Raw genomic sequence first — 19,865 nt, forward strand, 5'->3', positions numbered from 1 at the left:
ACGCTACAAGAAACTCTGAGAGAAGGTTCTGAACCTCGCTCCTTCGTCGCTGTTCAGAATGACGTTGTGGTTTAGGTATGCAGCTTGCGGTTAAGCAAGCTGCCAATCCGTCGCGTTATCAGGCGCTAAGCAAGAACGCAAACAAGCCGAAACCTAGAATCAGACGGTAAATCACAAACGGTGTCATGCCCATGCGTGAAATCATCTTTAAGAAGAAGTGGATACAGATGTACGCACTGATAAACGATGTGATGATACCAGTCAGCAAGAAGCCAATATGGACAGGTTCACCACTGGTCACTAGCTTCATGCCTAAATAGCTACCAGCTAATGTAATGATCGGGATCGACATTAAAAATGAAAAGCGCGCAGCCGCTTCTCGAGTAAAGCCGAGGTAAAGTGCAGCCGTAATGGTCGCCCCTGAACGCGACGTTCCAGGAATCATCGCTAAGGCTTGAGCAATACCGATAAACACGGCTTTCTTCCAACCCGTTTGGTATTCATCCGCAACCAACTTAGCGTTTTTGTCTACCCACCAAAGCAACAAACCAAATACGATCGTTGTGGTCGCGATGACATAAGCGCTACGTAGATATACTTCAATGATGTCTTTCATCAACAAGCCAAACACACAAGCTGGAATCGTGGCGATCACGATCATCCAAGCAAGTTTTGCTTCTTTACTCCGATCTCCTTTAAAGATCGAAGCAAATAATGCCTGGAACAGAGTGATCACTTCATGGCGGAAATAGATCACTACCGCCATTAATGTACCGACGTGAACAGCAACATCAAAGGCTAGACCTTGGTCTTCCCATCCCAAAATGGCGGAGGGCAGGATCAAATGGGCTGAGCTCGAAATAGGCAAAAACTCTGTCAGACCCTGAATCAGAGCCAGAATAAAGGCTTCAAAATAACTCATGTAAACAACTCAAATTAAAAATGAAAAAGAAACAGGTTTGAGTGAATCGACTGGCTGCATTGCATGCCAAATATCTGCGACTGTGCGTCCATCGCCTGGGATCACTAATTGAGGTTCGAGATCATACAGAGGCTTTGTGACAAAAGGATATTTGTAAATATCACTGCGAGGTAGCTCAGGTTTTTTCTTGGAGACGCATTCACCGAACAACACTATATCGAGATCCAGTGTTCGATCCTGATACTTTTGCGCATTTTCTTCGCGTCCCCACTTAAATTCAATCTCACGTAGCTGATGACTCAACTCTTCTAATGACAACTCGGTACGCATTGCAACGACAAAGTTGTAGAAGTTCTGGCTGCTAAAGCCAATAGGTTCACATTCATATACCGGCGATACGAGGAGACTTTCTCCAAGCTGTAGCAGCTCCTGATACGCAGCGAGCGCATGTTGCTCTCTTTCTACATTCGTACCAACACCGATATAGGTGGTGATCATGCTTGACCTCGCTCAATCACGACACCAACAGCGCGTGCTTGTGGCACGGCACCAGGTTTTGCTAAACGGATTTTCACCCAAGGCACAGAGAAACGCTGCATGATAAGCTCTGCCACTTCTTCGGCTACGCGCTCAACCAACAGAAAACGACCATTTTCAATATGGTTCAGTACCGCCTCACTCACTTGCGAGTAATCCAACGCATCTTGCACATCATCACTTTTACCCGCAGGCTTATTGTCGTGCGCCATTTCGATATCCAGAACCAACTTTTGTTTAATTTGTTGTTCCCAGTCGTACACGCCAATCGTGGTGATTACTTCTAATTGTTCAATAAAAACTTTATCCAGAGCCATCTTATGTCCTTCTATTACAGAGGTCGGATACCCGTGAGGGGTAATTTGATCGTAGTATTCTATACCTAAGTAACATTTACTTGGGTCATCACAATGTTACTTAGGTATAAACTGCGAAAGCATCTTTATATACAAGAAATCACATAATGCAAGCTCTATCACAGTGAGGATTTCTGCATTATGTGAATTCGAGGTATGATAGCAACTACGCGGGAACCGAGCATTAAATTCCAATCCATCAAGGACTTCTATGGACGCACTGGCACTGATAATGACAATGGCCGCCTATTTACTGGGTTCGGTTTCCAGTGCGGTTTTGATCTGTCGACTCTTAAAACTGCCAGATCCACGCAGTGTAGGCTCCAACAACCCTGGAGCAACGAACGTATTGCGTATTGGCGGACGAGGAGCCGCTGTTTCAGTCTTGTTGTGCGATATGCTCAAAGGCACCATCCCCGTGTGGGGCGGATACTTTCTTGGTATCGACCCTATCATTCTTGGCGTCATCGCCATTGCTGCCTGTCTTGGGCACATGTACCCCATCTTTTTCCACTTTAAAGGCGGAAAAGGTGTCGCAACCGCGCTTGGCGCTATCGCTCCGATTGGTTTGGACTTAACAGGATTAGTGATGTTAACTTGGCTGTCAGTCGCCGCGCTATTCCGCTATTCATCCTTAGCGGCTCTCGTCACGGTTTTGGTCACTCCGTTTTATACCTGGATGTTTAAGCCGCAATACACGTTACCTGTTGCTATGCTGTGTTGCTTAATCGTATTTAAGCATCATCAAAATATTCGGCGGCTTTTGTCTGGCGACGAGCCAAAAATCGGCGAGAAGAAACTGACACAAAAAAACTCGGCTTAATGCCGAGTTTTTCGTTTAAAGAGGGATGCATTGGTTATGCATGAACTCGATTCAGGAAGTTCAACAACATTTGGTTGACGAACTCCGGCTGTTCTAAACAACTGATGTGTCCCGCTTGCGGAATTTCTACCAACTCACTGCCCGTGATACAGTCTTTCATTAAATACGATTCGAAAACCGGGCGAGGCTTATCTTCACAGCCCACCGCAATTAACGTCGGCAGAGCGAATTTTTCCGAATCTTCAATCACATCACGGCGACCAAACACCATGCGCCCCATGCGAGCTACTTCAACCGCACGCTCACCGTTGAGGTCTTCTAAACTGCGTTTGAATGAAGCGACCAACTCAGGGTTATCCTGATCGACGTTGTTGGCAAAGAACAGCGGCACAACGGCTTCAATAATTGGCGCAGGCACCGCTTGGACTTGGCTGATGGTATCAAGCATTGCAAAGTACTTTTTATACGTAACTTCTGGCTCCCAACCAATGAAGGTATCCATCAATACCAGTGATTTCACACGTTGCGGCGCTTGAGCCGTTAGCTCCGCTCCCCACATGCCGCCAACAGATAAGCCCACCACCGAAAACTCTTCAATGTCCAAATGATCCATCAACGCCAACATATGTTGTGCATAATCAACTAATGACTCTGTCGATGTAGGGGCCGCTTCTGACTCACCATGTGCCCACAAATCTGGCACAATACAACGATATGACTGGCTTAAAACTTCAATTTGTGGCGCCCACATTTGGCTATCCCACAAATAACTGTGACCAAACAGTAATACTGGACCATCACCTTTATCAAGGTAAGCAAGTTGCTGACCTTCAATTTCAAACTTATTCATTGTTATATCCATTTCTTATTCTTCCGCACCATCCTATCACTGAAACGATACCGAAATGCTCGCATCAGTCAGAGTGTAAACGAAGCTTTTCATTGAATAGCTAAAAATAAAGGCCTCTGATGAGCAGAGACCTTTATCGTAGTGAATCTATTTCAAACCTACCGCATAAGTTTGATTAAGCGACTGGCGTCAGTTGGTCAATCGGCCAACGTGGGCGAGCCTCTACTGACATATCGGCCACTTCGCCATTCTTCAAACGCTGCATACCAGCGTAAGCGATCATCGCACCATTATCCGTACAGAACTCAGTTCGTGGGTAGTAAACCTCGCCGCCAACTTTCTTCGCTAGCTTCTCTAACTCTGCACGTAAACGACGGTTAGCACTCACACCACCAGCAATAACAATACGCTTCATGCCTGTTTGCTCAAGCGCGCGTTTACATTTAATCGCCAATGTTGCACACACGGCTTCTTCAAATGCCAGTGCGATGTCTGCGCGAGTTTGCTCGTCATCGCCATTCGCAGCAATCGTATTTGCTGTAAAGGTTTTCAGGCCAGAGAAACTCATATCCAAGCCAGGGCGATCAGTCATTGGGCGCGGGAACTTAAAGCGACCCGGCGTGCCTTTTTCTGCCAGTTTAGACAACAGCGGGCCGCCTGGGTAATCCAACCCCATTAGCTTCGCTGTTTTATCAAACGCTTCGCCCGCCGCATCATCAATCGACTCACCCAGAATTTTGTACTCACCGATGCCTCTCACTTCGACCATCATCGAGTGACCACCCGACACCAACACTGCCACAAACGGGAATGGTGGTGGGTTATCTTCCAGCATTGGAGCCAACAGGTGACCTTCCATATGATGAACAGGTACAGCAGGCACTCCCCAAGCATAAGCAATACTGCGACCAATAGTAGCACCCACTAATAGTGCACCAACGAGACCCGGCCCCGCGGTGTACGCGACACCATCAATGTCTTTCGAAGTTAAGTTCGCTTCTTTTAGTGCCTCTTTAATAAGAGGAATGGTTTTCTTTACATGGTCACGTGAAGCCAACTCAGGCACCACACCACCGTAATCTGCGTGCAGTTTTACTTGGCTGTAAAGCTTGTGTGACAGCAGACCTTTTTCATCATCATAAATCGCGATGCCAGTCTCGTCACAAGAGGTTTCAATACCGATAATGCGCATGGTTTTCTCAGTATGCTTTCTGTATAGAGGAAATTTGGGCGTCATATTACCTCGCCTTGGTGCTGCAAACAAATTTTGTACAGACAATAATCGACAAAAGGCTTTACAAAGTAGTTGTGATCGGATTAAAATTCCGCACCATTTTTGATCAAGCTGGTAAGAGACCAAACAATTGTGATTTGGTCTGTTGAATGCCAGCGTTAACGAATAACCCCTGAGGTGAAAGGCATATGCCAGTAGTTAAAGTACGTGAAAACGAACCGTTCGACGTTGCTCTACGTCGTTTCAAGCGCTCTTGCGAAAAAGCAGGTATCCTTTCTGAAGTGCGTCGTCGTGAGCACTACGAAAAACCAACTACAGTTCGCAAACGCGCTAAAGCAGCAGCTCAAAAGCGTCACGCTAAGAAGCTAGCTCGCGAAAACGCTCGTCGCGTTCGCCTGTACTAATAACTGAGCTCCAAAAGGAATTTAGTTATGGCTCTGATTGATCAACTCAAAGAAGAGCAAAAATTAGCGATGAAAGCCAAGGACAAATTGCGCCTTGGTACTATTCGTTTAGCCCTATCAGCAATCAAGCAACGTGAAGTTGACGAGCAGATCACTCTGAACGATGACGACATTCTTGCAGTATTGACCAAAATGGTTAAACAACGTCGCGATTCTGTAGCGCAGTATGAAGCAGCGGGTCGTCAAGATCTTGCTGATGCGGAACAAGCAGAAATTACCGTTCTTGAGGACTTTATGCCTCAACCACTGACAGACGAAGAAGTAGCGGCTCTTATCGAGAACGCGATTGCTGAATCTGGTGCAGCTGGCATGCAAGACATGGGCAAAGTAATGGGCGTTCTGAAACCGCAAATTCAAGGGCGCGCAGATATGGGTAAAGTAAGCGGTTTAGTTCGCGCTAAACTGGCTTAAGATACCCCACCCAATTGCAGCAAGCCGTGCTATCCTTTGGAACGCACGGCTTGTTTGTATCTGGATGAATGGAATGAAATAAGTGAGCAACACGCTTATTCTTTTAAAGCATTCACTCCACTCATCATCTTCTTTTTTTGTTAGGTTTTATGGCTGGACACATCCCTCGCAGTTTTATCGATGACCTTCTAGCTCGACTTGATATTGTCGATATCATCGACGCACGTGTGAAACTTAAGAAAAAAGGCAAAAACTACGGCGCATGCTGCCCGTTCCACAACGAAAAGACGCCGTCATTCAGCGTCAGTCAAGAAAAGCAGTTCTACCATTGTTTTGGTTGTGGTGCGCACGGAAATGCCATCGACTTCTTGATGGAATTCGACCGGCTAGAATTCGTCGAAGCCATTGAAGAACTCGCTTCATACTTGGGCTTAGATGTTCCTCGCGAACAACGTAGCGGCGGTAATGGTTCGTTCCAGTCAGGCCCACAAGCAAGCAGCAGTGAAAAACGTAATCTATACGACTTAATGGGCAGCATTGCTCAATTTTATCGTAACCAACTCAAGCAGCCAGCAAGTAAAGTGGCAATTGAGTATCTAAAAGATCGCGGCCTGTCTGGTGAAATCGTCCAGAAGTTTGGCATCGGCTATGTGGCTGATGAATGGGATTTAGTTCGTAAGAACTTTGGCCAGAATAAAGAAAACCAAGACATGCTCGTCACAGGCGGCATGTTGATCGAAAACGATAAAGGCAACCGCTACGACCGATTCCGTGGTCGAGTGATGTTTCCTATTCGAGACAGACGCGGCCGAGTAATAGGCTTTGGTGGTCGAGTATTAGGTGATGGGACACCGAAATATCTCAACTCACCCGAAACCCCGATATTTCATAAAGGTAAAGAATTGTATGGCCTTTATGAAGTACTACAAGCGTACCGTGAGCCACCACAAATTTTAGTGGTTGAAGGCTATATGGATGTTGTCGCGCTTGCTCAATATGGCGTAGATTATTCCGTTGCCTCATTGGGTACCTCTACAACGGGCGATCACTTGCAAGTGTTATTCAGGCAAACAAGCACCGTCGTATGTTGTTACGACGGTGACCGAGCAGGCCGTGAAGCAGCGTGGCGTGCCATGGAAAATGCATTGCCTTACCTAACTGATGGTCGCCAGTTAAAATTCATGTTTTTGCCGGATGGAGAAGATCCCGACTCTTATATCCGACAAAACGGAAAACAAGCATTTGAACAACAAGTGTCTAATGCGATGCCTTTGTCTGAATTCATGTTCAGCTCATTGACTCAGCAAGTCGATATGAGCACGAAAGAAGGCATGGCAAAACTCAGTACCCTTGCTGTTCCTCTCATCGACAAAGTCCCTGGCGGCACTTTAAGACTATACTTGAGAGAACTGCTTGGCCGCCGTTTGGGTTTGGTTGATGAACGCCAACTACAGCAGCTAATTTCAAAACAAGGTAAAGAGGATAAAAGGCCTCAACCTCATAAAGAAATCAAGCGAACGCCGATGCGAGAAGTGATCGCGTTACTGATTCAAAACCCACAATACGTAACTATGGTGCCAGATCTAACTAGCGTTAGAGATTTACCCATTCCTGGTCTAAGTTTATTTGTTGATGTACTTGATAAATGCCAAGCGCATCCCCATATCAACACAGGCCAATTATTAGAGCATTGGCGAAACAGCCAAAATGAGACCCTTCTGTCTCGTCTCGCGAGTTGGGACATTCCACTCGATGAGGACAACCAAGAAGAAATATTTTTAGACTCACTGGATAAAATTATTGCCCAGTGCGTAGAAAAACAAATTGAAAACCTGCAGGCCAAAGCAAGAAGTGTCGGTTTATCAGCCGAAGAGAAAAGGGAGCTGCTAGCACTTATGCTAGATTTAAAAGCGTAACCCTGTTTAATTAGTCAGCAACGATTTAATTTGTTATAGTAAGTGGTTTGCATTTCGCATACTGATTCCTTCACCAGATTACGAAGTTGGATACCGTCTATGGATCACAATCCGCAGTCACAGCTAAAGTCACTTGTTATTAAAGGCAAGGAACAAGGCTATCTGACCTACGCCGAAGTAAATGACCACCTACCTGCTGAAATCGTAGATTCAGAACAGGTAGAAGACATCATTCAGATGATCAACGACATGGGCATTAAGGTAGTAGAAACTGCTCCTGATGCTGATGATTTAGCACTGAACGATGACACAAATATTACCGATGAAGATGCAGCCGAAGCTGCAGCCGCTGCACTGTCTAGCGTAGAGAGTGAGATTGGTCGTACCACAGACCCTGTACGTATGTACATGCGTGAAATGGGTACTGTCGAACTTCTAACTCGCGAAGGCGAAATCGACATCGCAAAACGTATTGAAGAAGGTATTAACCAAGTTCAATCGTCTGTTGCTGAATACCCAGGTACGATTCCGTACATTCTTGAGCAATTTGACAAAGTTCAAGCTGAAGAACTGCGTCTTACTGACCTTATTTCAGGTTTTGTAGACCCAGATGCTGACGACACCGCTGCACCAACGGCAACACACATCGGTTCTGAACTGACTGAATCTCAGTTAGAAGAAGAAGACGATGAAGACGTTGATGACGACGAAGATAGCGATGACGATTCAGATGATTCTGAAGAAGATGTAGGTATCGATCCAGAATTAGCGCTAGAGAAATTCAACCAACTACGCAGCACCTATCAAAATCTTCAATTAGCAATCAACGAGTACGGCTATAACAGCCCGAAAGCAACCGTTGCTAATGAAATGATGCTAGACGTATTCCGCGAGTTTCGTCTAACGCCTAAACAGTTTGATCACCTAGTGAATGAACTGCGTACTGCTATGGATCGCGTTCGTACTCAAGAACGCCTGATCATGAAGTCTGTGGTTGAATACGGCAAAATGCCGAAGAAATCATTCATCGCGCTGTTCACTGGTAATGAATCAAGTGAAGCTTGGTTGGATGAAGTTCTTGCTTCAGACAAGCCATACGCTGAAAAGATCAAACGTAACGAAGAAGAAATCCGTCGTTCAATCGCTAAGCTAAAAATGATTGAAGAAGAGACTTCTCTAAACGTACAGAACATTAAAGACATCAGCCGTCGTATGTCTATCGGTGAAGCAAAAGCTCGCCGTGCGAAGAAAGAGATGGTTGAAGCGAACTTGCGTCTTGTAATTTCTATCGCGAAGAAATACACCAACCGTGGCCTACAGTTCTTGGATCTTATCCAGGAAGGTAACATCGGTCTGATGAAAGCGGTAGATAAGTTCGAATACCGTCGTGGTTACAAGTTCTCGACTTACGCAACGTGGTGGATCCGTCAGGCAATCACTCGTTCAATCGCGGACCAAGCACGTACGATTCGTATCCCGGTACACATGATCGAAACGATCAACAAGCTAAACCGTATCTCTCGTCAAATGCTGCAAGAGATGGGTCGTGAGCCACTACCGGAAGAACTGGCTGAGCGCATGCAGATGCCAGAAGACAAGATTCGCAAAGTTCTGAAAATCGCTAAAGAGCCTATCTCAATGGAGACACCAATCGGTGACGACGAAGATTCGCATCTAGGTGATTTTATCGAAGATACAACGCTAGAACTGCCGCTAGATTCTGCAACTGCAACTAGCCTTAAAGTGGCAACAAAAGACGTGCTTGCAGGTCTAACGCCACGTGAAGCGAAAGTACTTCGTATGCGCTTTGGTATCGACATGAACACTGACCATACTCTAGAAGAAGTTGGTAAGCAGTTCGACGTTACTCGTGAACGTATCCGTCAGATCGAAGCAAAAGCACTACGTAAACTTCGTCACCCAAGCCGCTCAGAGACTCTGCGCAGCTTCCTAGACGAATAAACGCAGCGTATATAAGCTTTTAGAAATCAAAAAAGGTGACTTTAAGTCACCTTTTTTATTATCTACTGTTCTAAGTGGATAAAAACTAAGCGCAATTGCCCTAGTTGGTATCTAGACACCTTGCAACGCTTCCCCTATAATCGTTGTCCTATTAAGGCCCCTTAGCTCAGTGGTTAGAGCAGTCGACTCATAATCGATTGGTCCCCAGTTCAAGTCTGGGAGGGGCCACCATTCAAATCAAGCACTTACTGCTTACCCTTCTTTGAATGTTGCCTTTTATTCCGTCCCGAGGTACAAAATCAGTACAGTACGCATTCGGGAGTACTCACATGGCAACTTTAGTTAAAACTTCTTCAGGTACCTGGAAAGCCGTTATTCGAAAAACCGGCTGGCCGACGACGTCTAAAACTTTTCGTCTCAAACGCGATGCTGAGGATTGGGCAAGACGCACTGAAGATGAAATTGTACGTGGCGTCTACATCAAACGTTCCTCATCTGAACGCCTCACCATTGAAGAAGCATTAAAACGCTACCTGGCAGAAATCTCACCGACCAAACGACCGGCGACCGCTGCCTGTGACGTGAGACATTCCAAACCGATTATCAAAGCCCTGGGGAAATACTCCCTGGCCGCCCTGACTCCCGAAATCATTGCCAAGTATCGAGATGACCGGTTAGCTGGCCTGGACCGTTGCGACGCCAGAGGTAACCCGGCACCCAAACCACGCTCACCTAATACCGTACGCATTGACCTGGCCCTGCTCAGTCACCTGTACAACATTGCGATTAAAGAATGGGGCATCGGCCTGGCCATTAACCCGGTCCAGAATATTCGTAAGCCCTCCCCGCCTTCTGGCCGGGAACGACGCTTAACCGAGGAAGAAGAGCAACAGCTCCTGGAAGCCGTTGAGGCACACACCAACCCGATGCTGGCCTGGATTGTTCGTATCGCGCTGGAAACCGGTATGCGTTCCTCTGAAATCACTTCCCTGCGCCGCTCTCAGGTTGATTTGAAAAAGCGTGTGGTTTTCCTGGTTGAAACCAAAAACACCATGCCGAGAACCGTTCCGCTTTCTCTCCTGGCGTTAGAATCCTTCACGCAGGCGATTAATAACCCGGTACGACCAATTGATACCGACCTGATTTTCTTTGGCGAACCAGGCAAAGACGGCAAGCGACGCCCGTATAACTTCAACAAGGTGTGGATGAAGATTAAGGCTAAGGTTGGCCTGAAGGATTTTAAATTCCACGACCTGCGCCACGAGAGCGTCAGCCGCTTGGTTGAAGGCGGGCTAAGTGATCAGCAGGTGGCCGCCATAAGCGGCCACAAATCCATGCAGATGCTACGCCGCTACACGCACCTCAGAGCCGAAGACCTAGTTGAAGAACTGGACGCGATTGCGAAAGGGAAAAAGGCTTAGCCAACTCTGCCCCTCAAGTGTCAATGAAATGAGTATTAAGCCGATGTGACCTGGCTGTACTCACCAGAAAAGGCAGGTTTATTGACACTTGGGGGGCTGTAATACAGAAAGACACTCTCTAATTGTTACATTCAATACATTTCTAACCCTTTCACAGTTAAAGCTTAACGTGATTTAACACTCAAACTAAATGCTGGATCATGTTTAATATTAAACCTAAAGGGAATGAGCTTTGTTTAATAAAACTTAGTGAGACACTATGGATATCCTATTAAAACTACCAGCCATCAAAAGCGTTGCAAATGATTTAGTATTTCCTTCATTAGCCGCTGCATACATGAGCTACTTCCCTGCATCTTTAGCTCAAAAAAACGACATTGCACTTTTGTATAGCCTATGGCCTGAAGCTGGGGTTATTGCAAATCTATTCCTAGCCTTGATTGTAGCAATTTTCGGTTATGCGGCTCTTTTTTCATTCTCTAACTATTTTGAGTCTTATCATTCCATTCCAATGTTCATGATTACAGCGGGCCTAATGTTATCTGTCGTAGTCGCTGCCACATTTGGAATTAGTGAGTTTAGCTGGGTAAATACACCTCTTTCTTTTGCTTTAGCTACTGTTAGCATGACCTTTTTATTGGTAGTAGAAAAAGCTAGTAAAGACCGTCAATGAAGTCCGTATAACTTCAACAAGGTGTGGATGAAGATTAAAGCCAAGATTGGTCTGAAGGATTTTAAATTCCACAACCTGCGCCACGAGAGCGTCAGCCGGTTAGTCGAAGGCGGGCTAAGTGATCAGCAGGTCGCCGCCATCAGCGGCCACAAATCCATGCAGATGCTACGCCGCTACACGCACCTCAGAGCCGAAGACCTGGTTGAAGAACTGAACGCGATTGCGAAAGGGAAAAAGGCTTAGACAACTCTGCCCCTCAARTGTCAATCCAATGAGGATTAAGCCTATGTAATCTGGCTGTGAGCAATGGCCAGGCCGGGTTGATTGACATTTGAGGGGCCGGTACGTTTAAGTGCAAGATAGTCAGCCACCAATCTCCAAAACAGTTCAATACTGCCTAAATCATGTTTAAACAGACGTATGTTAGTTTAGACCTGATGATTTAAAACTTTCTGTTGGATTAGGAAACTATGTCTATTCTTTGATCGTTTGTTATGGCTTTTTCCTTTCAAGGTTTTCTAGCATTAGCTCAGATATAGCACCTATAAACTCAACTGCGGCTTTTGCTTCAGAAGCTCTTAGATCCGGTACCCACGGGCGACCATGCCCAGAGCCTTGCTTATTTCGGAGGTTATTAATCGAACAAGCAGTTTCATATAAAGAACGCTCTAATCTGCAACGCTGATGTTCACCTTGAACTGGCTTCTGTTCTGGTGTGGCCATATCAAGAGCTACAAATGCTTGCCCTAATAGGCTAGGAAAATTCGCTGTTGAAGGATAGCTTCCCCACAATTCCTGGATTACGTGAGCTGCTACTGCCTCCATTAAGTCTTTGCTAGTTCCTACTACCAATGCCGCATCTTCTATCCCTTTTTTGGCACGATTGACGTAACCACGAAGAGCTTGTGTGAGATTTCGTCCTGAAAGGTTATCCAATGCAACCGGTGATATTGAGCCATCCTCACCCAGAATAATGCCTTCAGGACGCAAAGCTGAACCTAAATCGGCGATAGCATCAGAGCCTACAAAATTTGGGGAAGTTGTTCTAAACCCACCGCAGCCTTTAACGGATGAAATTATTCCGGCAATTAGTTTCTCTGCTTTAGCAATATCGTTCTCGATTGCCCAGTTAAACACTATGCGAAGTCTTTTGGCTTTCCCTACTGGAAAGCCATCCTTATTCGGATCGACATGTATCAAGCCAGCTCTATTAATCTGAAATTCAAGATCAGAATGACTAGGATCTCTTCGATCTTTCTGGGCGTCATCAACGAGACGAACCAACGAATAAATAATTGTATCGTTTACAGGTATCCTATCCATTACATCCTATCTTCGATTGTTGTGAGCCATAACGCCGCGCTCTGCGGCAAATTTGAAGCACAGCGGAAAATTTGTCCGACAGCAGCGCTTTGTTAAGCGTGGCTTGAAGTTCAGTAACTTTTCATTTTAGGAAGCGCAAAGTTTGAAAAACCTGAAAAATCTGGATAAATGGTTGAGTGCCTGTATCCAAAAAGCTTGTCTAGTCGCTTTCGAATATCTTCTTTGGCACTCGCCTTAATTCTGAAGGTGTATAGTGCTCCAGGCCCGGCACCTTTTCCTTTAGCGGGATCAAATACATGAGGTCTTGCAGCAACACAGCACGCTTCGCGCGCTTCTGCTATAGGCCACCAACCTTCTTTGAAATTGGGAGACTTAGGAAACTGAAATTTTTTTCCATCGGGTTTGTTGGTCGATGGAACACCACCGAAAAGAAACCCACCATTTTGAGCCGCTATTCTTGCGTCCAAGTTTGCTGGCTTCCATGCAAAGACTGAAGTATTCCATTCTTTGCTATCGATTCCGTCACTTCGACCCTGCTTCCAAGGACGATTATAATCATCCTCCCAAGATCGATATTCGTCATTTTCATTTATTAGACGATCAGTTACATCGAACGCAAAGAGTCGGGCGTCTTGATCTTCATGGATTCTTGTCCCGTTGCTCCATTTCTCTTCAACAGCGAACCAAGCGCCAACCCAAGCATTGAAAGTAATATCAATTAATCTTGTTGGAGCACCGTAGTGCTGCAACATAGCAAGTTGATTTAATATTGATAACCGTCCTGTTTGAGACGAAGAGTGCAACCCCCAGCGATGAAGTTCTACAAGTATCTCGCTTTCTTCTTTAGCTATTTCGGCTTCAGTAAGAACCTTTCCTTTTGTTAGATTAGCCCTTCTATATAAAGAGCTATGCAGAGACCAACTTGCATCGATTTGCCCACGCCAAGCAAACTTGATGTTCTTTGAAACTGCTTTTTCCATTACTTGATTGACGACTTTTAAAAGTCCATCGAAATCTGCGATTTCCACCTCAAAGGGCTTCCAAAAATCCTCTACCTTCATTTCAAAATCCTTTTACGCTTAACGCCCGCAACACCGGACAATTTGGAGCGCAGCGGAAAATTGTTCCGAGTGCTTGCGCTTTTTATCCAAAATCTCTACCGCGCTCTCTGTATACAGTCTTGAATGTATCTAAATACTGTATACATCGCATTAACAATGGCGGTTGCTTCAGGGACATATAGCAGGTCATTTACATGGGCGAGGCTCGCCTTATTTCTTAGCGTAGAAAACGCGTCAATAGACACGGCAAAAGAATTAAGAACTCTGGTAACCTCCTCAGCCCTATGACCTGACGCTTGCAATGCAGGATGAAACTGCCGAAGTTGTTTGAACGCTTTAGATGCCGTAGGGTCGTTGGGTAGATCAATTTGATTATCGGTACAAAGCTGCACCAAATATCCATGGAGAGCAGTATGAGCGCGATCAATTGCGCTTGAAGAATCAACCGTCCCAATTAAAGCCTTCGCGTCTCCCAAAGCCCTCATCACCGAAGTCGAAATTGACTCACTGAATTCTGGCGCAGCAACACTGCCTGCTGTTTGAATCAACTGATCATCAACAATTTGATAATGGTCTTGGTTGTTAATCAGAATCTGGTTGATGTGCTGTACCGTTGGCACAGAAGCGCCACTATTCTCCAGCTCCTCTAAAGCCTCATATACAGCGGCTATAAAATTTGGAGCATCCTTGGCTGCATTCTGAGCCTGGCTGGACATGTCAGATTCAGCCCAGTCAAGCGAAGAGCTACGTGAGTAATAATCACCAGAAACTTTGCAGAAGTGTTTCTTAAATACCTCAATTATTTGCTGCCGACTCATTGATCCCGATACTCTTCTGATCAATGAACTAAAATCATCTACAGACCGAGCACTGAGTGGTGTCGTTGTTCCCATAGGAAATCTAAGTTCACTTGCCATTTGAAGCGGCATCAATTACTCCCCATTTTGTATAACAGTGTCTTTTCAGCAGACATTGTCTTTATAATATTTTCAGAAAATACAGATACCATAGCAGTAGCATACTGTTCTGTAAGTCTTATCTTCCCTTGCACTCACAGATTGCGGAACATGTCTGCATAGTAGCAAGTGCTCAACAAAGCTCATAATCTGCTATTAAGGAAAATTGGTCAATAAGTGACACGAGAAAGTGGTCAGGAATTAGAGGTTGGGTAATTTTTTGGCATTTACGAGTTAACACTTTCGTTTCATAAGCCGTCGTTACGACTCTCAAGTGCACCTCATATGTCAATAACACCACCATAACTACAACAATACACTTCACTATTCTCTTCAAAAGCTCACATATATTGACACTTGAGGGGCACATGAACGGCAACCGAGTTGCCATAGAATGTGATCACTCAAAAAAAACAGTGATTTAAATCACAAATACATATACAACTAAAAGAAAATCATGATAGATGATTTTTGCAAGTTAAGCGTATTCCACCCGAATTAATCCAACTCTACTGACTATCTCACTCACTTGATCCCACTCTTCTCTCTTTATTTATAAATACAGAACAAAAGTAAATTTTAATAATTAAAACAACAAGATAAAAAAGCAACCCTATCAATAGAGATATTAATGTTCGATATACCGAAATCAAGAACGCTCAAAATCAGAAAAGACTCGATTTTAGCCGCTAAAAAAACCAAAAAAAACACCAATAAAACCTGCGATATATCGAAAACTTGTAGACAACATTCACGAACGTGAAGAGAAAGTGGAGTTTACAGCCCCAAACCCTTATGCATAGACTATCTCAAAGTCAACAAAGAGCATGGCAAAGGAGATCGGTATGACTACAGAGCATCGCAACATAACGGCTAAGGAACATACAATGACCACTGAGGAAAGCCTCTACAACCACTATGGAGGATCTCCGCTGCTTTCATTTACTCAGGTTGCAGAGATCCTGCATCGCAGTCCAGAAGGCTTGAGGATTACACTTCGTACAAATTGCGAACTGGCCAATAAGCTAAAACCAAACCGGATAAAAATAGGCAGACGCGTTTATTTCAAGGTCTCCGATATCGCCAACTTAATTGACCAGGCTACCCCGGACAATATGGAGGCTTGAGATGTCGGATTACGTCAAAGAGCTGCAAGCCTGGATTATCCAGCGCCAGCCCAAAACTCGCCCTCCCACCAAGCAGGAAGTCCTGGCGACCTTCCTTGGCGTTCAACCCTTCGTCGAGGAAAGCATTGAGGCTGGATATAACCTCAAAACCATTTGGGAGTACCTGACGGAGCAGCAACGTATCTCGTTCCGCTATGAAACGTTTCTGCGCTACGTAAAGCAGTACATCACGACGGCCCCCAAGCCCTGCACAACCAATAAGCCAGCGAAAGAGAAGCAAAACGTTTCGCGCAAGATCAGCGGATTTTCGTTTGATGCCAAGCCAAATACGCAGGACTTGATATGAATGCGCAGCCACGCTGTTTACCCACTTTCAGCTCGCAGTCGCGGCGCTACCAACGCGCAACGCAGACACAACTTTGTGTGTTTTTCGCTGGTATTGATGTGTTTTGTTCGTGTTTTTGCCTGCTTTTGGGCTGGTTTACGCGCAATTGCGCGACAGCAGCGCAGCATACCTGCGGTATCCAAAACACAGTTGCGGGCGATATTGCGGGCAGGATAGGTGAAGTGGTCCCCCCGACAAGTCGGCGGTTACCACTTCACTTCCCTTATTCGCGCCAGGGCGCTCAACGGTAATCCTGCCCTGCGGGGCCGATTCAGTAACAGACGGTTCGAGACGGAGACAACACATGAGTCATCCAGAGAAAGTCACTAGGAAGAATACGACGCCAATCAAAGTCTATTGCCTGCCGGAAGAGCGTGAACTGATTGAAGCCAATGCCAAACAAGCCGGGCTGAGCGTATCCACTTACCTGCGCAGAATTGGTCAGGGACGCCAAGTGAAAAGCGTCGTTGACGCTGAGCAAGTGCGAGAGCTGGTGAAGGTCAATGGCGATCTTGGCCGTCTTGGCGGTTTACTCAAACTCTGGCTGACCAATGATGTTAAAGCAGCCCAAATCGGTGTCCCGACCATCAAGGCCGTGCTGAACCGGATTGATACCACCAAAGATCAAATGAGCACCATCATGGAATCGGTCCTGCGCCAAAGGTGATAGTCATGATTGTTAAACACATTCCGATGCGTTCCACGCACAAATCTGATTTTGCCGGCTTAATTGATTACCTCACCGATGCTCAGAGCAAAGAGCACCGCTTGGGGCACGTTAAGCTGACGAACTGCCACGCCGATTCCGTGCGGGACGCAATCAGCGAAGTGCTTGCCACTCAGCAGTCGAACACCCGGGCAAAGAACGATAAAACCTATCACCTGATCATCAGCTTCAGAGCCGGTGAACAGCTTGAGCAGAACGTGCTTTCAGAGATTGAAAATCGTGTGTGTGACAGCCTTGGATTTAGCGATCATCAACGTATCAGCGCCGTGCACAATGACACGGACAATCTGCATATCCATGTTGCCATCAATAAGATTCACCCAACTCGACACACCATGCATGAACCGTATGCTGCTTATCGAACCTTGGCCGAACAATGTGAGCAGTTAGAAAAAGCGTTTGGACTCCAGCAGGACAATCACACGCCGCAGCAAAATCACAACGCTGCGCGCGCGGCTGACATGGAGCGACACTCTGGCATTGAAAGCCTGTCAGGTTGGATTAAACGTGAGTGTTTAGACGAGATTAAAGCAGCCCAGACCTGGGCTGAACTGCACGATACCTGCCGCACACATGGCCTAACGCTATCGGCCAAAGGTAATGGCTTGGTTTTCTCGGCTGACAATGGCATCACGGTCAAAGCCAGTACCGTTGCGCGCGATCTCTCAAAGCCCAAATTAGAAACTCGATTCGGCGCTTTTCAATCGGCTCAAACCGATAGCAATCACTCCGGCCCAGCCGCGCAGCGCAAGTACCAAAAGCAGCCGCTAAAAACACGCATCGATACCAGCGAATTGTATGCACGCTATCAGCGTGAGCAAAAGGCTCTCGCAACTCATAAGGCCGCCGCTTTAGAGCTGCTTCGCCACAAGAAAAACCAGCAAATCATCAACGCCAAAAATAACAACAAGGTTCGCCGCGCCGCCATCAAGCTGACCGGCAGCGGTCGATTTACTAAACGTGTGCTGTATTCCCAGGCAAGTCAGGCGCTGCAAAGCCGCTTGGACTCTATCCATAAACAATACCAACAAGAACGCCAACAGGTTTATCAAACTCACAGCAAGCTCACCTGGGCCGACTGGCTGAAGCACCAAGCGCAACACGGCGACCAAACAGCATTAACCGCGTTGCGAGCGCGAGAAGCAGCTCAGGCACTGAATGGCAACACGCTCCAGGGAAACGGACAGACACGCAAAGACCAGAGCAATGTGATCGATTCAATCACCAAAACCGGCACCGTTCTGTTTCGCTCCCAAAATGGCGCGGTACGTGACGATGGACAGCGCCTCCAGGTTTCGACTCAATCCGATTCCGAAGCGATAACTCAGGCGCTCAAAATAGCCCTGGAGCGTTATGGCAATCAAATCAGCGTCAATGGTTCCCCGGAGTTTAAAGCTCGCGTAATTCGTGCAGCGGCAGACACCGGCCTGCCCCTTACTTTCAGCGATAAAGGTCTGGAACAACGTCGATTATCTTTGCTGTCTGCCAACCATCAGGCCACACCGGCTAAGGCTCAACGCCGTGGTGTTCCGCCGATAGGCAAAGCGCCGCCTGGCATCAGGCGCAACACGCTCAGCACTCTTGCTCAGCTTGATGTCATGCGTTTTGACAAACCACAGGAGCAGAGGCCATCGGCACTGGAACAACGCAAAGCGCAACTGCGCGCTGAAATGGCTCAGAAAAAACAGAAACAAGCCAAGAAGAGCAGAAGTCGATAAACCACTTAAACGTCAGTAAGGAATACACGATGAAAATCAGCACAAAAATTTTAGCGGCTAAAATTCGTCTTTTAGCACTCGGCGGGATAATGGCGCACGCCAGCCCTGTTTGGTCCGGTATACCGGTGGCCGACGGCGTTAACCTGCAACAAAACATCATTTCAGCAATGGAAGCCGTGACGCAGACCGCCAAACAAATCCAGCAGTATCAGTCCCAATTGCAGCAATATGAAAACATGCTGCAAAACACGATGGCTCCGGCTTCCTACATCTGGGACCAGGCTCAATCCACGATTCATGATCTGACTCAGGCGACCAATACACTCGCCTACTATCAGAATCAGCTCGGCAGTCTGGATGAGTATCTGGGCAAATTTCAGGATGTGGCCTACTACCGCAGTTCTCCTTGCTTTTCCTCTTCAGGGTGCAGTGAAACGGAAAGGACTGCCATGATCCAAAACCGTCGTTTGGCCTCTGAGTCTCAGAAAAAGGCCAACGACGCCTTATTCAACAACCTGGCACTCCAGCAAGACAACTTACAAACCGATGCCCGTCAGCTTCAGCGATTGCAGTCAGCCGCTCAGGGAGCCGATGGTCAGATGGCCGCTATCGGTTATGCCAATCAGCTTGCCAGTAACCAGGCTAACCAACTGCTGCAAATCCGAAGTTTATTGATTGCTCAGCAAAACGCTTTGGGCACTCGGATGCAGGCAGATGCCGATAAAGAGGCACTGCAACAAGCGGCCCACGAAGCACTTTTTGATTTTGGTTCGCCAACCGACCGTTCCCAAAACAGAGGATTTTAAGCATGAAAATTACTTCATCTATCGCTTTGTGCCTGCTTACGTCATTACTTCTGCTTGGCTGTGACCAATCGCAAGACATCAAAGATATCGATTGCGACTCACCGAACCTGACCAAAGCCGAAAAACAACAAGCCAACTGCTTTTGGAACATGGGTGACCCTACCGATCGCAGCCAGAATAAGGGGTTCTGATC

At 46.4% G+C, this 19,865-nt stretch carries 21 protein-coding genes, 1 tRNA gene and 1 pseudogene; 15 read left to right on the forward strand and 8 right to left on the reverse strand.

Annotated elements, in window-relative coordinates:
* Nucleotides 1-118 precede the first annotated feature (118 nt).
* From R2S67_RS12060 to folB, 3 genes are read right to left on the reverse strand one after another with little or no spacing between them, the layout of a single operon-like run.
* The gene (locus R2S67_RS12060; protein WP_006743204.1) at nt 119-922 is read right to left on the reverse strand and encodes an undecaprenyl-diphosphate phosphatase; all 804 of its coding nucleotides are present in this window, start codon (nt 920-922) and stop codon (nt 119-121) included.
* Between the two features lie 9 nt (nt 923-931).
* Nucleotides 932-1,420 (reverse strand): 2-amino-4-hydroxy-6-hydroxymethyldihydropteridine diphosphokinase, encoded by a 489-nt coding sequence (gene folK / locus R2S67_RS12065; RefSeq protein ID WP_012841141.1) that lies wholly within the window; start codon nt 1,418-1,420, stop codon nt 932-934.
* The gene (gene folB / locus R2S67_RS12070; RefSeq protein WP_005436044.1) at nt 1,417-1,776 is read right to left on the reverse strand and encodes a bifunctional dihydroneopterin aldolase/7,8-dihydroneopterin epimerase; all 360 of its coding nucleotides are present in this window, start codon (nt 1,774-1,776) and stop codon (nt 1,417-1,419) included. The genes folK and folB overlap by 4 nt, the downstream gene beginning before the upstream one ends.
* Nucleotides 1,777-2,026: 250 nt before the next feature.
* Here folB and plsY point away from each other — a divergent pair, with 250 nt between their 5' ends.
* Entirely contained in the window at nt 2,027-2,638 is a 612-nt protein-coding gene (plsY, locus tag R2S67_RS12075; protein WP_005379857.1) for a glycerol-3-phosphate 1-O-acyltransferase PlsY, read from the forward strand.
* A 34-nt stretch (nt 2,639-2,672) separates the two neighbouring features.
* Here plsY and R2S67_RS12080 read toward each other — a convergent pair whose 3' ends face one another.
* The gene (locus R2S67_RS12080) at nt 2,673-3,488 is read right to left on the reverse strand and encodes an alpha/beta fold hydrolase (protein ID WP_104974519.1); all 816 of its coding nucleotides are present in this window, start codon (nt 3,486-3,488) and stop codon (nt 2,673-2,675) included.
* A gap of 175 nt (nt 3,489-3,663) precedes the next feature.
* Nucleotides 3,664-4,680 carry a tRNA (adenosine(37)-N6)-threonylcarbamoyltransferase complex transferase subunit TsaD gene (tsaD, locus tag R2S67_RS12085; RefSeq protein WP_046874179.1) on the reverse strand — a complete coding sequence of 339 codons (1,017 nt, stop codon included), beginning with the start codon at nt 4,678-4,680 and terminating at the stop codon, nt 3,664-3,666.
* A 230-nt stretch (nt 4,681-4,910) separates the two neighbouring features.
* Here tsaD and rpsU point away from each other — a divergent pair, with 230 nt between their 5' ends.
* The 8 genes and pseudogenes from rpsU to R2S67_RS12125 all read left to right on the forward strand — a co-directional run.
* Nucleotides 4,911-5,126 (forward strand): 30S ribosomal protein S21, encoded by a 216-nt coding sequence (rpsU, locus tag R2S67_RS12090; RefSeq protein ID WP_001145625.1) that lies wholly within the window; start codon nt 4,911-4,913, stop codon nt 5,124-5,126.
* Nucleotides 5,127-5,153: 27 nt separating this feature from the next.
* A complete protein-coding gene (locus R2S67_RS12095; RefSeq protein ID WP_005395984.1) occupies nt 5,154-5,597 on the forward strand; it encodes a GatB/YqeY domain-containing protein in 444 nt (147 codons plus the stop codon).
* A gap of 149 nt (nt 5,598-5,746) precedes the next feature.
* Nucleotides 5,747-7,513: a DNA primase gene (dnaG, locus tag R2S67_RS12100; protein ID WP_065644978.1), complete on the forward strand. Its 1,767-nt coding sequence runs from the start codon at nt 5,747-5,749 to the stop codon at nt 7,511-7,513.
* A 99-nt stretch (nt 7,514-7,612) separates the two neighbouring features.
* A complete protein-coding gene (gene rpoD, locus R2S67_RS12105) occupies nt 7,613-9,475 on the forward strand; it encodes an RNA polymerase sigma factor RpoD (protein ID WP_005395986.1) in 1,863 nt (620 codons plus the stop codon).
* Nucleotides 9,476-9,630: 155 nt separating this feature from the next.
* Nucleotides 9,631-9,706, forward strand: a tRNA-Ile gene (locus R2S67_RS12110).
* A gap of 98 nt (nt 9,707-9,804) precedes the next feature.
* On the forward strand, nt 9,805-10,896 hold the full coding sequence (locus R2S67_RS12115; protein WP_317344604.1) for a site-specific integrase: 1,092 nt from the start codon (nt 9,805-9,807) through the stop codon (nt 10,894-10,896).
* A 259-nt stretch (nt 10,897-11,155) separates the two neighbouring features.
* Nucleotides 11,156-11,569: a hypothetical protein gene (locus tag R2S67_RS12120; protein ID WP_317344606.1), complete on the forward strand. Its 414-nt coding sequence runs from the start codon at nt 11,156-11,158 to the stop codon at nt 11,567-11,569.
* 18 nt (nt 11,570-11,587) lie between these two features.
* Nucleotides 11,588-11,812, forward strand: a pseudogene (locus tag R2S67_RS12125) (tyrosine-type recombinase/integrase); the annotation flags it as partial.
* A 249-nt stretch (nt 11,813-12,061) separates the two neighbouring features.
* Here the strand turns inward: R2S67_RS12125 and R2S67_RS12130 are convergent.
* The 3 genes from R2S67_RS12130 to R2S67_RS12140 all read right to left on the reverse strand — a co-directional run bounded on the left by R2S67_RS12130 (nt 12,062) and on the right by R2S67_RS12140 (nt 14,882).
* On the reverse strand, nt 12,062-12,892 hold the full coding sequence (locus R2S67_RS12130) for an abortive infection family protein (RefSeq protein ID WP_218562326.1): 831 nt from the start codon (nt 12,890-12,892) through the stop codon (nt 12,062-12,064).
* Between the two features lie 110 nt (nt 12,893-13,002).
* Nucleotides 13,003-13,953 (reverse strand): FRG domain-containing protein, encoded by a 951-nt coding sequence (locus tag R2S67_RS12135; RefSeq protein WP_317344609.1) that lies wholly within the window; start codon nt 13,951-13,953, stop codon nt 13,003-13,005.
* Nucleotides 13,954-14,048: 95 nt separating this feature from the next.
* A complete protein-coding gene (locus tag R2S67_RS12140) occupies nt 14,049-14,882 on the reverse strand; it encodes an abortive infection family protein (RefSeq protein WP_317344611.1) in 834 nt (277 codons plus the stop codon).
* An 872-nt stretch (nt 14,883-15,754) separates the two neighbouring features.
* Here R2S67_RS12140 and R2S67_RS12145 point away from each other — a divergent pair.
* The 6 genes from R2S67_RS12145 (at nt 15,755) to R2S67_RS12170 (ending at nt 19,863) form a co-directional block, all read left to right on the forward strand.
* Nucleotides 15,755-16,036: a helix-turn-helix domain-containing protein gene (locus tag R2S67_RS12145; RefSeq protein ID WP_256612139.1), complete on the forward strand. Its 282-nt coding sequence runs from the start codon at nt 15,755-15,757 to the stop codon at nt 16,034-16,036.
* Between the two features lies 1 nt (nt 16,037).
* Nucleotides 16,038-16,382, forward strand: coding sequence for a TraK family protein (locus R2S67_RS12150; protein WP_140354586.1), 345 nt, complete (start codon nt 16,038-16,040; stop codon nt 16,380-16,382).
* Nucleotides 16,383-16,725: 343 nt separating this feature from the next.
* Nucleotides 16,726-17,088 carry a conjugal transfer transcriptional regulator TraJ gene (gene traJ / locus R2S67_RS12155; RefSeq protein ID WP_222732879.1) on the forward strand — a complete coding sequence of 121 codons (363 nt, stop codon included), beginning with the start codon at nt 16,726-16,728 and terminating at the stop codon, nt 17,086-17,088.
* Nucleotides 17,089-17,093: 5 nt separating this feature from the next.
* Nucleotides 17,094-18,866, forward strand: coding sequence for a TraI/MobA(P) family conjugative relaxase (traI, locus tag R2S67_RS12160; protein ID WP_317344616.1), 1,773 nt, complete (start codon nt 17,094-17,096; stop codon nt 18,864-18,866).
* 29 nt (nt 18,867-18,895) lie between these two features.
* Complete coding sequence (gene trbJ / locus R2S67_RS12165) at nt 18,896-19,672, forward strand: P-type conjugative transfer protein TrbJ (RefSeq protein WP_317344618.1); 777 nt, start codon at nt 18,896-18,898, stop codon at nt 19,670-19,672.
* Nucleotides 19,673-19,674: 2 nt separating this feature from the next.
* Entirely contained in the window at nt 19,675-19,863 is a 189-nt protein-coding gene (locus R2S67_RS12170; protein ID WP_017048919.1) for a hypothetical protein, read from the forward strand.
* The last annotated feature ends 2 nt before the right edge of the window (nt 19,864-19,865 follow it).

The organism is Vibrio sp. T13N, assembly GCF_032970445.1.
Lineage (GTDB): Bacteria > Pseudomonadota > Gammaproteobacteria > Enterobacterales > Vibrionaceae > Vibrio > Vibrio diabolicus.